Genomic DNA, 13,668 nt, shown 5'->3' with positions numbered 1-13,668 from the left:
GTCAGCGGGCGCCGAGAATGGCTTCGGGTGTATTGGTGGCAGCGGAATCGGCCGCGCTCGGCGACCCGGTGTAGGCTCCGCGGTATTCCGCTGCCGGATGGTTGTCGGCGACCCGGGCGTTGCCCGGCCCGTCAAGGTATTCGCGCAGGGTTGAGCCTTCGTAGTCTTCCCAGACGCGGCCGCGCTTGCGTAGCTCCGGAACCACCAGGTCCACGAACTGCTCGAACGAGCCGGGGGTGATGGCGTAGGCCAGGTTGATCCCGTCCAATCCCGCCACGTCCACCCAGCGCTCGATCTCGTCGGCAACCGTTTGCGGCGAGCCGACCAGCACGGGGCCGATCCCGCCGACGCCCAGGTAGTCGGCAACCGAATTCGGCGTCCAGGAACGCTCGGGATCCGCCGTCGTGAAGATGGAGAGGGCGGAGCGTGCGGCGTTGGTGTCCAGGTACTTCAACTCCTCCTCGCCGGCGTAGCGCGACAGGTCCAGGCCGGACCAGCCGCCGTAGAAGGTCATGGCGCCCTCGCGGGAGGAGTAGGACTGGTACTCGCGGTGCAGCTTCTCCGCCTCGGCGTCCGAATCGGCGACGACGGCCGTCACCAGTGCGTAGAACTTCCCGGCATTCCGTGGCCGGCCGGCGGCCTCGAAGGCGTCCCGGGTGGCGTCCGTGGCCTTGCGGGTGATCTCCGGCCGGATCGAGTTCAGGAAAATGCCCTCGGCATGCTTCGCCCCGAAGGCCCTGCCGCGCGGCGAAGCTCCGGCCTGGAAGATCGCGGGTGTCCGCTGCCGGGACGGCTCGGAGAGGTGGATGCCGGGCACGTCGAAGTATTCGCCGTGGTGGTTGATCGGGTGGACCTTGGACGGGTCGGTGTAGACACCGCGCTCCCGGTCCAGGACCACGGCGCCTTCTTCCCAGGAGCCCTCCCACAGCTTGTACACCACGTCCATGAACTCTTCGGCCAGGTCGTAGCGGTCGTCGTGTCCGAGTTGCCTGGTCATGCCGAGGTTGCGCGCCGCGGACTCGAGGTAGCTAGTCACCACGTTCCACCCGATGCGACCGCGGGTGAGGTGGTCCAGCGACGAGAACTTACGGGCCAGCGCGTAGGGCTGCTCGTAGGTCAGTGCGCTGGTAACGGCGAAGCCGAGGTTCTTCGTGACCGTGGCCATCGCCGAGATCTGCATGAACGGATCGTTGAGCGGAACCTGGTCGGCGTCGAGCAGCGCGGGCGCCGACGAGTTCTTGTAGACATCGTAGATCCCCAGCACGTCGGCCAGGAACAGGGCGTCGAACGTGCCGCGTTCCAGGGTCTGGGCCAGGTCCGTCCAGTACTCCAGGCTGTTGTACGTATGGGCGCGGTTCTCCGGATGCCGCCACAGCCCGGGGCTCTGGTGCGTGGGAGTGGTCATGTCGAAGGCGTTGAGGCTGATGCGTTGTGCCATGGCTAGTCGGCTTTCTGTCGAGGCGCGGCGGTGAGGGTGAAAAGGCGCCCGAACGGGCCCGGCCGGCCGGAATACCGGGCCAACAGAACGCCGAGGAGCAGGATGGCCAGCAGGACGATCCCACGTCCCAGTCCCTGCCAGAAGAAGGACAGGCCAATGAGGTTCATTCCGTTGCTGAGCAGGCCGAAGATCAGCACGCCCACCAGTGTGCCGGGCACCGACACGCGGCCGAACCTGCTCAACGTCGCGCCGATGAAGACGGCGCCGATGGCGTCCATCAGGTAGGCCTGCCCGCTGCCGGGCACGAACCCATTGGTCCGCGCGGCGAGGATGACACCGGCGAAGGCTGCCACCAGGGAGCACAGCAGATAGGCGCTGACGCTCAGCCGGTTGACCCTCAGGCCGGAAACCAGCGCCGCGGTGGGCTGCTCGCCCGCCAGTGTGACCGCGCGGCCCCACCGTGTCAGGCCCAGGAGAACGGCGACGACGACGGCCACGATGGCCGCTGTCAGCACGACGCCGTCCAGATCCAGCACGTAGCCGCGGCCCAGCAGCGCGAACTCGATCGGCACGCGGGGCGTAGACAGGTAGATCGGGGCGCCGCCGCCCGTCAGCAACTGCTGGACGCTGGTGCCGATGAACCAGACGCTGAGCGTAGCCAGGAACGGCGGGATCTTCAGGCCTACGATGAGGGCGGCGTTGACGGCGCCGACGAGCAACCCGAAGAGAAGTCCGACGGCGATGGCCACCCAGGCACGGTAGCCATCGGCGATGAGTGCCGCGGCCCCCAGCGCTGCCAGGTCCAAGGCGACGCCGATCGACAGGTCGATGCCGCCGGCCCGCACAACGACGGTCAGGCCGACCGCCACAAGTGCCAGGATGGCCATCTGGCTGAGGACGCTCAGGAGGTTTCCGGGAACCAGGAAGTTGGGCGAGAGGAGGCTGAAGGTCAGCAGGATGCCGGCCAGGGCCACAGGGGCGATAAGGCGCGGCAGGACCTGCGATGCCCGGCTGGCGGCGCCATCGTTATTGTGAGGTTGTGCGCCGGGCGTCTTGCGCGGATTCCGAACAGGTTTTTGCTGGGTCAGCGTCATTTGGCGGCGCTCCTTCCTCGGACGACTACGACTGCGAGTACAAGCAGGATCAGCACGCCCTTCGCGGCGCCGATCCATTGGCTGGCGACCCCCAGGAGGGTCAGACCGTTGGCGAGGCCCGCCACGAAGACCGCCGCAACCACGGTTCCCGGGACGTTGACCACCAGCCGGCGGGAGAACACGGTGGACATGTAGGCGACCAAGATGATGTCCAGCAGGATCTGCGCGCCGATACCCGGCACGGCCGCCGAAAGCCTCGAGGCGAGCAGCACGCCCGCGACGCCGCCGAGCAGGCTGCTGATGACGTAGCTGAAGAAGCGATATCTTGCCGGATCGAGCCCGGCGACCGACGCGGCGGTGGCGTTCTGCCCGACCGCGTAGCTGCTCACGCCCCACGCCGTCCTGCCAAGAGCCCACCACGCCGCGGCGGCAACGAGCACCAGCAGCACAACCGCCGCGGGCAGGCCGAGCACGGTGCCCTGCCGCAGCCACAGGAAGAGGCTCCCCTCCAACGCGACCTTGAGGTTCTCGCTCACGACGAGTTCCAGCGACGTGGCGATTCCCATCGTCGCCAAGGTGGCCAGCAGGGGCCGGAGACCGAGGACGACGGCGGCTCCGTTCGCCGCTCCGATGGCTACCGCGACCACCAGCCCGACCAGGACCGCAACCGGAACGCCAGCTCCGGCTCCGACGGCGACCGCGGTCACCGTTCCGGCAAGACCCGCGACCGCGCCAAGGGACAGGTCGATGCCGCCCTCGAGGATGTCGTCCCCGCCGGTGATGATGACGATGGCCAGGCCGATTCCGGCGACGGCGAAAACCGCGGCCTGGTTGAGGACCGAGGCCAGGTTGGACCACTGCAGGAAATGCGGTGAGCCGAGGGCGAAGAGGGCCAGGACCAGCAGCACCATGCCGTAGCCCGCCCAGGTGATCAGTGCGGGACGCGTCCGTTGAGGGGTGTCGAGTCCTGCCTGTGCGGATTCTTCCAGCGTGGCGGCGCTCATGCGGCCTCCCTCGTATTCTCGGTGGCGGCCGCGCCGGAGGCGATCTCCAGGATGCGGTCGGTGGTGACGTCGGAACCCGCGAGCTCGGCGACGACCTTGCCCCGGTAAAGGACCAGGGTCCGGTCGGCGATCCCGACCAGTTCTTCCAGGTCCACGGTCACGACGAGCACGGCGGCGCCGGCGTCAACCAGTTCGTTGATCTGCGCGTAGATCTGCGAGCGGCTGCCGACGTCGACGCCCGACGTCGGCTGGTCGAGGACCAGGACCGAGGGGCCGGTGGCGAGCCATTTGGCCAGCACGACCTTCTGCTGGTTGCCGCCGGAGAGGCTTCCTGCCACGGCCGCTCCGTCGGCCGGTCGGACGTCAAGCTGCTCGATGAGCCCGCCGGACAGTTTCCGTTCCAGGCCCGGGGAGACGAACCCCAGCCACCGCGAGACGCGCTTCAGGCTGGCCGCCGAGATATTCTCCTGGACCGTGTTGCGCACGAAGACGCCGTCCCGCCGCCGGTTGGACGGGACATAGGCACCGCCGCGGGCAACGAAGTCCGCGATGGCCCGGACAGGTTTGCCCTTCAGCCTCACGTCGCCCCGGCGCTTGGAAATGCCCGTGACGGCGTCGGCCAGCACGTCCACTCCCGAACCGACGAGGCCGGTCACCGCGACCACCTCGCCGGGCCTGACCTCCAGGTCCACACCTTCCAGCGCGCGCGGCACGCTAAGTCCCTGGACGCTCAGGGCGGGTTCATCGCCCTGCGGGTTGCGCGGGGTCCGCGCGTGGTCGAATTCGACCACCTTGCGGCCGACCATCAGTTCCACGACGCCGTCCAGGGTTCCGCCGTCGCGGAGGTCGACGTCGCCGGCATTGCGCCCGTTGCGCAGCACGGTGATCCGGGTGGTGATGTCCCCGAGCTCCTGCAGGTAATGGGAAATGTAGATGATTCCCACGCCGTGGGACTGCAGCTTTCGGAGCGTGCCGAAGAGCTGCTCCACCTCGCGGGCGGCCAGCGGTGCCGTGGGTTCGTCCAGAATGAGCACCCGGGGTTCGGACAGCACTGCCCGGGTAATCTGGATCAGCTGCTGCTGGGCCACGGTGAGCTGGTCAACCAGCCTGGAGGTATCGATCTTCTGGCCGGTGGTCCTGAAGATGTCCGCGGCAGCCTGGGCCTCAAGCTTCCGGGAGTGGATCCAGCCCCGCCCCAGCGAAGGTTGGCCCAGATACAGCTGCTCGGCTACCGTCAGCCGCCCGGCGAGGTGCCGGTCCTGGTGGATGACGTGGATTCCAACGGCTTCGGCAGCGGCCGGCTTGTCGATGGAAACGGGCCGGCCGTCGATGAGGATGGTACCGCCGTCGGCCGTGTAGAGCCCCGTGAGGATTTTGATCAGGGTGGACTTGCCGGCGCCGTTCTCCCCTACGAGGCCCAGGATTTCGCCGGCGTCGAGGGACAGGTCCACATCGGCAAGGACTTGGGCGGCGCCGAAGGACTTGTTGATGGCCCGCATTGCGAGCAGCGGAGTCTTAGATACCGAGTTCACTGCGCACCTGGTTCACGTTGGATTTATCGACGAACACCGGGGTCAGGTAGCTGGTGTTGGGTACATCGGCTTCGCGGCCGCCGAGGAACAGCGCCACGTTTTCGGCCGACTTCGCGGCCATGGCCTTGGTCTGCTGGGCCACAGTGAACTGGTAGGAGCTGGACGGATCTGCAATCAGGTCGAGTGCTCCGGGTTCGGCGTCGACGCCGTACAGCTTGATGTCGTCCCGGCCGGCTGAATCGATCGCCTGTGCGGCGCCGATCAGCGGGATGTCCCAGCAGCTCCAGACCGCGTCGACTTCGCCCTCAGGCAGCCGGCGCAACTGGTCCTGGAGCTGCTTCTTGGCGTCCTCGATCGTTCCCTCGTACTTGTCCTGCAGTTCCGGCTGCAGGATCTCGATCTCGGGATAGTCCTCGAGCACAACCTTCAGTTCGCTGTAACGGATGCGGCACGGGGCGACGCCGGGGAAGCCGTTGAACGCCAGGATCTTGCCTTCGCCGCCGATATCCTCGGCAAGCGTGCGCGCCAGCGTAGAGCCGATCACCCAGTTGTCGCTGGTGACGTTGTTGGCGCTGTATTCCGATTGGAAGTCCACAGTGAAGAGCGGGATGCCGGCGTCGTCGACCTTCTTGAGGGCCGGCGTGAGGGTCTGCGCGTCGCCAAGGATCACCACGATGGCGTCGGGGCGCTGCGTGACAAGATTTTCGACGTCGGTGACGTGCTTGTCATCCTTGGCCTCGGCCTGGGTGGCAATCACCTTGCCGCCGCGCTCCTCGACGCTCGCCTGCAGCTCCTCGTAAACCACGCGGCTGAAGTCGTGCACGATGTCCTTGGCGGCAATGCCGATCGTCTTGCCCTCGAGGGATGGAGCGTTGGCAAGATCAACCTCTTCGGCCTGGGCAACGGCGGCCGCTGCTGGGTCCCCGCCCGTACCGGCGGCGGCACCCCCGGACTGCGGGACCGGTTCCTTCAGCGAGCAGCCGGTCACGAGCAAGGCTGCGGCTACTGCAAAGCCGGCACCTTTAAGGAGCAGGTTAGGCAACGGCCGTTTGGTACGCCCGCTGGTGGATTCGATGTCTGTATGGACCATGTTTCGCGTTCCTTCATTTTCTAGACTGAAGAAATCGACGAACCTGGCCGCTTGGACACGGCGCCATGGTGCGGCCCGAATCGTGAGATCTCCATCGGTCCTGGCCGAAGCACTATTCGAGGAGGGAATCCACGAAACTTGCTGCGGCGTCGACGAGCCAGGTCTCTCGGCCGCTCTGGATGGCTGATCCGATTGAACCAATGTGAAGCGGCCGGAGGAGATTTATGTGTCGCAATGGTTGCTGGCTGCTCAACGAACAGACATGTTCCGTCATAGCGGGTCATGTGCCGACACATATCGGCCAGGAAAGCGCGGGATGCACTATGGCCTCCTGCGAGTCCTGTCATCACAGTTCAGCGCCGACTGCCGCTATCCTTTGATTGTTCTTTACATCAAAACTTTCCGTTGGGGGAAAAATGAATAAGTTCAGGCGCCTCTGTGTGCTCTTTGTAGCAATGGCAGTGACCTTCGGCGGCGTCAGCCTTGTTGCCGTGCCAGCCGAAGCTGCGACCAAGTCCGCAACACGGGTCGTCAGCTTCACTGCCCCTACATCCGTTTACAAGAGCCAGAACTTCACGCTCAAGGGAAGCGTGCAGCGCAAGGCAGGAACCAAGTGGATCCGCTCTGCGAAACCGAGGGTGGAAATCTATTTCGATCCCGCGGGCGCGGCCAAGGCGTACAAGGTCAAAACGGTGACAGGCAATGACAAGGGGCAATTCTCGACGAAGGTCCGGACCTCGCGCTCAGGTCTCTGGTGGGCCAAAGTCACTCCGACCAGCAAGTACAAGGCTGTAAATTCCTATAAAAAATCAGTCCGTGTTAAGCAACGGACCTCCATGATTCCCTCGGGTACCACCTGCCCATCCTGGGCCCCCATCAAGGGCAACGAGTCCAGCGGCATCTATCACGTCCCAGGCGGGGCGTTCTACAGCAGAACGAACCCCGAGATCTGCTTCTCCACAGCGACAGCGGCACAGAAGGCGGGCTACCGGGCTTCCAAGAGGTAGTCCAGAGCTGCCTTCCCCAAGCAGAAAACGCCCGGCCAGATTACCCCGGCCGGGCGTTTTCAGGTATTCAAGCCAAGTTAGGCCTCGACGATCACCACGGTGACCACGGGCTTGCGGCGCAGCTGGCGGTCGGACCAGCGCAGCAGTGCCTCGGCGATCGCCTTCTCGGCACCCGGGCCGGTCCTGTCGCCCTTGAGCCCGGCGAGGGTCTTCTCGATGATGCCGGTGGCCTTCTCGAGCTCGCCGTCTGCCGGGGCAAACCCAACCGGGAAGAACTCGGGGTCCTCCTCCAGCTTCCCGGTGTCCGGGTTGACGATCGCCAGCACTGTGACCGCGCCGTCCTCGGCCAGCCGGATGCGGTCCTGCAGAGACTCCTCGGTCGCGGCGCCGGCAATCATGTTCTCCACGTACACGTAGTCCGCCTTGACCTGGCCGGACACGCGGGCCACGCCGTCCTTCAGGTCAATGGTCGTGCCGTCCTCGACCACCAGGGCATTCTTCGGGTCCACACCCGTGCGGACCGCCAGCTCGGCGTTGGCCTTGAGGTGGCGGTGCTCGCCGTGCACCGGCATTACGTTGCGCGGGCGCACCAGGTTGTAGCAGTAGACCAGCTCGCCGGCACTGGCATGGCCGGAGACGTGGACCTTGGCGTTGCCCTTGTGCACCACGTTGGCGCCAAGCTTGGTCAGGTCGTTGATCAGCCGGTAGATGGAGGTCTCGTTGCCCGGGATCAACGAGCTGGCCAGCAGGACGGTGTCGCCCTCGGTCAGGTCAATCATGTGGTCCTGGCTCGCCATGCGTGCCAGCGCCGCCATCGGCTCACCCTGCGAGCCGGTGCAGATCAGCACAGCCTTGGTGGGCGCCATCTTGTCCAGTTCTTTGAAGTCCACCAGCATGCCGCGCGGCACGTTCAGGTAGCCCAATTCCCGGGCGGTCTTCATGTTGCGGACCATCGAGCGGCCCACAAAGGCCACCTTCCGCCCGTACAGGTGGGCGGCGTCGATAACCTGCTGGATGCGGTGGATGTGGCTGGCGAAGCTGGAGACGATGATCCGGCGCGGGGCGGTGCGGAATACCTCGTCGATCGCCGGAGCCAGGTCCTGCTCGGAGATCTGGAAACCGGGCACGTCGGCGTTGGTGGAGTCGGGCAGGAACAGGTCCACGCCCTCCTCGCCCAGCCGTGCGAAGCCGGCGAGGTCGGTGATCCGGCCGTCCAGCGGGAACTGGTCCATCTTGAAGTCACCCGTCGCCAGCACCAGGCCGGCGCCGGTGCGGATGGCCACGGCCATACCGTCCGGGATCGAGTGGTTCACGGCCAGGAATTCCAGGTCGAACGGCCCGAACTTCTTCCGGTCGCCCTCCTTGACCTGCACGGTCTTGGCGGTGATGCGGTGTTCCTGCAGCTTGGTCTTGATGAAGGCCAGCGTGAGCTTCGCGGAGATCAGGGGGATGTCCGAGCGTTCCTTCAGCAGGTACGGAACGCCGCCGATGTGGTCCTCGTGCCCGTGCGTGAGCACAACGCCGACAATGTCGTTCAGCCGGTCGCGTAGGTAGGAGAAGTCGGGCAGGATCAGGTCCACGCCCGGGTGGTGCTCCTCCGGGAACAGCACGCCGCAGTCGACAATCAGCAGCTTGCCGCCGTATTCGAACACGGTCATGTTGCGGCCGATCTCCTCCAGCCCGCCCAGCGACACGATGCGCATGGCGCCCTTATCGAGCTTCGGCGGGGTCTGCTTTCCAGCGGGCGCGGAGTGGCGTGAAGTCCTAGTCATGGGATCCGATCTCTGTGTGATTCTGCAATGGCGGGACGGCAACGCCCCAAGCCGGCTTACCGGCAGTGAAATTCTGGGGCCGAGACGCCCTGCGACGGATCGGCGGCCAGCCCCGCAGCAGCAACGGCGGAACGGCATACTTGTCTCTGACTTTATCACCGCACGCCAGAGCCCAACACCGCCATCCGCCGCGAAACGTACGTGCTTTCTCACGCCGGCCCCACTGCAGTCTCCAAACACCCAAACCAAAACACAAACAACGACGCCGGCCGCTCACCTTCGGGGCGCACCTCGCCGCATGTCACCCATGCCGCGCCGAAACAAAACGCAGAGCCAGTTTCGCTGGGAATTTGCCCGATTCCCTCCACCTTCCAGTGCTGAAGTGGTTAGCTGGAACCGGGCGTACCCTGCCCTGGACGAAGGAGAACCATGAGTCAGGAACGGAAAGAGAACTCGGACGACGCAGGCCGCGTGTCACGGGACGAAGAAGTGCTTTCGCCCGGCGAGGTCACGCCGGACGCCAAGGGTCTGGCACAGGTCTATGGCGACGCAGACCGCACCAACATCGATGACCCCGTCGCGCCTCCGGGTCCGGTTGATGCCGCAGCCATGGAGTACATGGAAGAGAAATTCACCGTGCGCGATGCCGGCCACGGCGAGCGCTACCTGGAAGAGACCCCGGAGTCCGAAGCGACCGAGTAGCGGGCTGCAACGAAGGAAACATGATGTCCAAGCTGCGCGTAGCTCCTTTCTGCATATCCCTCGACGGCTACGGTGCCGGCCCGGACCAGAGCATGGATAACCCGCTCGGTGTGGGTGGCGAACGTCTGCATGAATGGGTGTTGCCCACCCGGGCGTTCCGGAGCAAACACGGCATGGGCGACGACGGCGAAACGGGCGTGGACAACGACATTGCCGAGCGTTCGGATGCCGGCATCGGGGCCACGATCATGGGCCGGAACATGTTCGGACCGGTGCGGGGTTCGTGGGAGGACAGGGACGCGTGGACTGGCTGGTGGGGCGACAATCCGCCCTTCCATCACCCCGTGTTCGTCCTCACCCATCACGAACGCGCGCCGATCGAGATGGACGGCGGAACCACCTTCCACTTCGTCACGGGCGGCATCCAGGCCGCGCGCGAGCAGGCGATCGACGCCGCCGGTGGCCTCGACGTGAAGCTCGGCGGCGGAGTCTCGACCATCCGTCAGTACCTACAGGCCGGACTCGTCGACGAACTGCAGCTCAGCATCGTGCCAATCCTGCTCGGTTCGGGCGAGCGGCTGCTCACCGACCTTGGGGATCAGATACAGCACTACCGGCGGGCGGACATCACCAGCTCGGTGTCCGCCGCCCACTTCACGCTGGTCCGCGACGAAGCGTAACCCCCGATCCGCCGTAGGCTCCTTGATTGGGAGAAGAGCCATGATCGTCACCATAGCCAACGTCGCCGACTTCGATCATTTCCTAAAGACTTTCTCGACCAGGGGCGTGGAGAAGGGAGTACGGGTGTAAGGGCTCCTATGTGTTCCGGGATCCCAATGACCTCAACCGGGTGTGGGTTTTCTTCGACTGGAAAATCGAGGACTACGAGAGGTTCTGTCCGATCCCGAAATCCCTGAGATCGCACAGGAGCTTGCCCTCCGAGAGCCTCCGGTGAAGGCTGACGCCGTCGCTCAGTACGACTCCTGACGGTTCATCTGACAGCGCGCTCCAGGGGATCTTGCTGCTGTCAGACGCGGGCTACGGGCTGGCGAAGGATGGTCTTGAGCTTGTCGGGGGCTGTGCGGCGAGGATCGCTCAGGTAGATCTCGTGATGCTTGCCGGTCATCCGGAAGCCGCTGCCCGGGATGAACCGATTGTGCATCTCGTCGAGCACAGGTGCTTCGTCGTCGTAAGAGCCGACATGGAGAATCTGCACGCTCGAGCCTTCGACGAACTGCTCGAGGCGAACGGCGTCGAGTGACGGGGCGCCGCTACTGGAAGCCACCGTCTCCCGCGCTGCTTCGAAGTGTTCGGGCGTAATCCAGTCGGGGACCATGATCATCAGCGTCCAGTCCCACTGCGACTTGTCCCGGGCACTTGTGAAGGCCTCCATGTCCTCCGCCCACCAGAGCCCTTCGAGCGGCATGACCGCGTAGTCCCGGCCCAGATCGGCCTTGCTGAAGAACTTTAACTTGTAGGCGACTGGGTAGATGGTCTTCAGTGCGTCGTGGTACGCCTGTGATGTGTTCGGGTCGCCGTGACCGTCGATCATGAGGAACTGCATCACCGGGACTGTCACGACCGCGAACCTGCCGCGTGGTGCGGTGTAGCTTTCGATCTGCTTCTTGAAGTCGATCTTCATTGTGAGTAGCCCCTGTCTCGGCGGCTGTCAGTTGGTCGCGTTCTCCAACCCGGATTCCCTAGGTTACCGGCGCGAGGACGCCAGCCGAGACGCCGTCGCCCTTCGGCATCACTCATCTCCTACCTCTTGCCAGATACGTTAGTGACGACTAACGTATTCGGTGATGGATCCGTTGGAAGTAGCCGCAGAGCCGAGCCGGCGCCGCCTCCTGCACCTGTTGGCAGGCGGCGAACAATCGGTGGGTGAACTGACTGCCCATTTCGCCGTGAGCCGTTCGGCCATTTCGCAACATCTATTGGCTTTGGAACGGGCCGGCTTGGTGACTGCACGCAAGGAAGGACGCAGCAGGTTCTATCGGCTCGACGCAGCAGGCATGGGTCGGCTTCGGGAGCTGGTGGAGCAATTCTGGACCCGCGAATTGGATCTGCTCGCTTCGGACGCCGAAGCCTTGGCCGATAAAGCATCCCTGGATAGGAAAGAGAAGTTGCCATGAAATTCGATAAGACCATCCACCTGCCGGGTAGCGCCGATGAGGCCTTCGCCCTAGTGACTGATCCGGAGCGGCTGCGCCGTTGGCAAACCGTCGCGGCCAGAGTGGACCTGCGGGTCGGCGGCGAGTACCGCTGGACCGTCACCCCGGGCCACCACGCCTCCGGAACCTTTCAGGAGATCGAGCCCGGCAAGCGCGTGGTCTTCACGTGGGGCTGGGAATCCGGAATGGATCTTGCCCCCGGCGCATCAACCGTGACCATCACTCTCAAGCCCGATGAGAACGGCACCTCGCTCCGGCTTGAGCACGAGGGACTCACCGATGAACAAGCCGCGGCCCACGCCGAAGGCTGGAACCACTACTTGGACCGGCTGACCGCCGAGACATCATCCACTGCCGGAGCCGGCCCGGACGACTGGGCTTCGGCACCGGATCCCATCGATCACTTCAGCGCTGCAGACGCCTCCCTGGCAGTGCTGCTCCACGTGCTGCGGAACATCACCAGTGAGGACTATGGCAAGCCCACCCCGTGCCAGGACTTCAACATCGGACAACTGCTGGACCATCTGGCCGGATCCCTGAAAAGCGTGGGCACCGCGCTTGGCGCCGACCCGACCGACCGCACCGACGCCTCAACAGAGGTGCGCATCGCCGGTCTCGCCCAGCCAACGCTGGAGGCCTTCACCCGCAGGGGCGCCGAGGGCACCATCGACATGGGCTTCGCCAAACTGCCCGCAACGGTCGTGGCCGGCATCGTAAATCTGGAGCTGCTCGTGCACGCCTGGGACTTTGCAAAGGCCATCGGGCAGGAACTCCACGTTTCCGACGTCGTTAGTGACCACGTGACGCGCCTTGCCGAAGAAACCATCTCCGATCAGGTCCGGGCCAGCGGCAGCTTCGCTGCAGCCCAGCCAGTGGCAGAGACGGCCGGAAGCCTGGAACGGCTCCTGGCGTTCACCGGTCGGAGCGTTTCGGCCTGATCAACGGACAGGAGCATCACTTGAGTAAGCGTCCGGAGGTCGACGCCTGGTTTGCAGAGCGCGCCCATCCCTTGGAAGAGACCATGCAGCTGGCCCGGGAGCTCATCCTGAGTGCCGATGACCGCGTTACCGAGTCGGTTAAGTGGAAGACTCCGACCTTTTCTTTCAAGGGTGACATCGTCAGCTTCAACCCGGCCAAAAAATTTGTCAGCCTGATGTTCCACCGCGGCGCGGAAATCAGCGGACATCATCCACGGCTGACCGGTGACGCACGGCTGGTGCGCGTGATGCGGTTCAAAGACAGTGCGGAAGTCAGGGAAGCTGCAAATGAATTGCAGTCCGTCATCAGGGCCTGGTGTGCAGACCACGATGACAACAGCCCGGCGAGCTGAAAGAGGTAGCCTTGTCCAACTCGTCCGAGAAGGAAGCCATGGACATAGATCTTTTCGCCGGCATCCCCGTCCGGGATTACGTCGAAGCGACGGCCTGGTATGAGCGGCTCCTGGGAACCCAGCCATCGTTCCTGCCGAACGATACCGAAGCCGTTTGGGAGCTCGCCGAGCACCGGTATCTGTTCATCGAAGTGCGGCCTGAGCATGCTGGGCACGCCATGCACACAGTCTTCCTCAGTGACTTTGACGCCCGTATCGCGCAGATCATCGAGCGGGGACTCGAGCCGGCCGTGAGTGAAACGTACGACAACGGCGTCCGCAAGGCGACCTTCCGCGACCCGGACGGCAATGAGATCGGCTTCGGCGGCGGACCAGTCTCATAGAACCGGCGCCGGTTTGCGCCTCTCCCGGGTGGCTCCAGAGCATTGAGGCTTATAGGCAAAAAAGTGTGTATCGAATCGGCTTGCTTCCCTGTGTTGGTGCAGTAAAACGGGGTTCGTTATGCCTTAGCACCAGTACTTGTGA

14 protein-coding genes are annotated in these 13,668 nt (G+C 64.6%); 7 read left to right on the top strand and 7 right to left on the bottom strand.

What is annotated here, in order from left to right; genetic code table 11:
- Position 1 precedes the first annotated feature (1 nt).
- The 5 genes from AC5RWO_RS15410 to AC5RWO_RS15390 are packed head-to-tail and all read right to left on the bottom strand — an operon-like array spanning position 2 to position 6,158.
- Positions 2 to 1,438: an LLM class flavin-dependent oxidoreductase gene (locus AC5RWO_RS15410; RefSeq protein ID WP_498732368.1), complete on the bottom strand. Its 1,437-nt coding sequence runs from the start codon at positions 1,436 to 1,438 to the stop codon at positions 2 to 4.
- Between the two features lie 2 nt (positions 1,439 to 1,440).
- Positions 1,441 to 2,532: an ABC transporter permease gene (locus AC5RWO_RS15405; RefSeq protein ID WP_498732367.1), complete on the bottom strand. Its 1,092-nt coding sequence runs from the start codon at positions 2,530 to 2,532 to the stop codon at positions 1,441 to 1,443.
- Positions 2,529 to 3,536, bottom strand: a complete 1,008-nt coding sequence (locus tag AC5RWO_RS15400) for an ABC transporter permease (RefSeq protein WP_498732366.1) — start codon at positions 3,534 to 3,536, stop codon at positions 2,529 to 2,531. Before AC5RWO_RS15400 ends, AC5RWO_RS15405 begins: the two co-directional genes overlap by 4 nt.
- Complete coding sequence (locus AC5RWO_RS15395; RefSeq protein WP_498732364.1) at positions 3,533 to 5,068, bottom strand: sugar ABC transporter ATP-binding protein; 1,536 nt, start codon at positions 5,066 to 5,068, stop codon at positions 3,533 to 3,535. Before AC5RWO_RS15395 ends, AC5RWO_RS15400 begins: the two co-directional genes overlap by 4 nt.
- A complete protein-coding gene (locus tag AC5RWO_RS15390) occupies positions 5,052 to 6,158 on the bottom strand; it encodes a substrate-binding domain-containing protein (RefSeq protein ID WP_498732362.1) in 1,107 nt (368 codons plus the stop codon). Before AC5RWO_RS15390 ends, AC5RWO_RS15395 begins: the two co-directional genes overlap by 17 nt.
- Positions 6,159 to 6,574: 416 nt before the next feature.
- On the opposite strand from AC5RWO_RS15390, the gene AC5RWO_RS15385 reads away from it, so the two are divergent.
- A complete protein-coding gene (locus AC5RWO_RS15385; protein WP_498732360.1) occupies positions 6,575 to 7,165 on the top strand; it encodes a sunset domain-containing protein in 591 nt (196 codons plus the stop codon).
- 77 nt (positions 7,166 to 7,242) lie between these two features.
- Here the strand turns inward: AC5RWO_RS15385 and AC5RWO_RS15380 are convergent, their stop codons facing one another.
- On the bottom strand, positions 7,243 to 8,937 hold the full coding sequence (locus AC5RWO_RS15380; RefSeq protein WP_498732358.1) for a ribonuclease J: 1,695 nt from the start codon (positions 8,935 to 8,937) through the stop codon (positions 7,243 to 7,245).
- Positions 8,938 to 9,366: 429 nt separating this feature from the next.
- On the opposite strand from AC5RWO_RS15380, the gene AC5RWO_RS15375 reads away from it, so the two are divergent.
- The gene (locus tag AC5RWO_RS15375; protein ID WP_498732357.1) at positions 9,367 to 9,639 is read left to right on the top strand and encodes a hypothetical protein; all 273 of its coding nucleotides are present in this window, start codon (positions 9,367 to 9,369) and stop codon (positions 9,637 to 9,639) included.
- A 20-nt stretch (positions 9,640 to 9,659) separates the two neighbouring features.
- Positions 9,660 to 10,319, top strand: coding sequence for a dihydrofolate reductase family protein (locus AC5RWO_RS15370; RefSeq protein ID WP_498732356.1), 660 nt, complete (start codon positions 9,660 to 9,662; stop codon positions 10,317 to 10,319).
- Positions 10,320 to 10,666: 347 nt separating this feature from the next.
- Here AC5RWO_RS15370 and AC5RWO_RS15365 read toward each other — a convergent pair whose 3' ends face one another.
- A complete protein-coding gene (locus AC5RWO_RS15365; RefSeq protein WP_498732354.1) occupies positions 10,667 to 11,281 on the bottom strand; it encodes a GyrI-like domain-containing protein in 615 nt (204 codons plus the stop codon).
- A gap of 163 nt (positions 11,282 to 11,444) precedes the next feature.
- Between AC5RWO_RS15365 and AC5RWO_RS15360 the strand changes: the two genes are divergently transcribed.
- The 4 genes from AC5RWO_RS15360 to AC5RWO_RS15345 are packed head-to-tail and all read left to right on the top strand — an operon-like array spanning position 11,445 to position 13,526.
- Positions 11,445 to 11,774: an ArsR/SmtB family transcription factor gene (locus tag AC5RWO_RS15360; RefSeq protein ID WP_498732353.1), complete on the top strand. Its 330-nt coding sequence runs from the start codon at positions 11,445 to 11,447 to the stop codon at positions 11,772 to 11,774.
- A complete protein-coding gene (locus tag AC5RWO_RS15355; RefSeq protein WP_498732351.1) occupies positions 11,771 to 12,751 on the top strand; it encodes a TIGR03086 family metal-binding protein in 981 nt (326 codons plus the stop codon). Before AC5RWO_RS15360 ends, AC5RWO_RS15355 begins: the two co-directional genes overlap by 4 nt.
- Positions 12,752 to 12,771: 20 nt before the next feature.
- On the top strand, positions 12,772 to 13,143 hold the full coding sequence (locus AC5RWO_RS15350; RefSeq protein ID WP_498732350.1) for a DUF1801 domain-containing protein: 372 nt from the start codon (positions 12,772 to 12,774) through the stop codon (positions 13,141 to 13,143).
- A gap of 11 nt (positions 13,144 to 13,154) precedes the next feature.
- A complete protein-coding gene (locus AC5RWO_RS15345) occupies positions 13,155 to 13,526 on the top strand; it encodes a VOC family protein (RefSeq protein ID WP_498732348.1) in 372 nt (123 codons plus the stop codon).
- Positions 13,527 to 13,668: the final 142 nt, after the last annotated feature.

This window comes from Arthrobacter sp. B055-34, from assembly GCF_059090425.1.
Note: the sequence above shows the minus strand (reverse complement) of the source record. Positions and strands in the feature narration are given on the sequence as shown.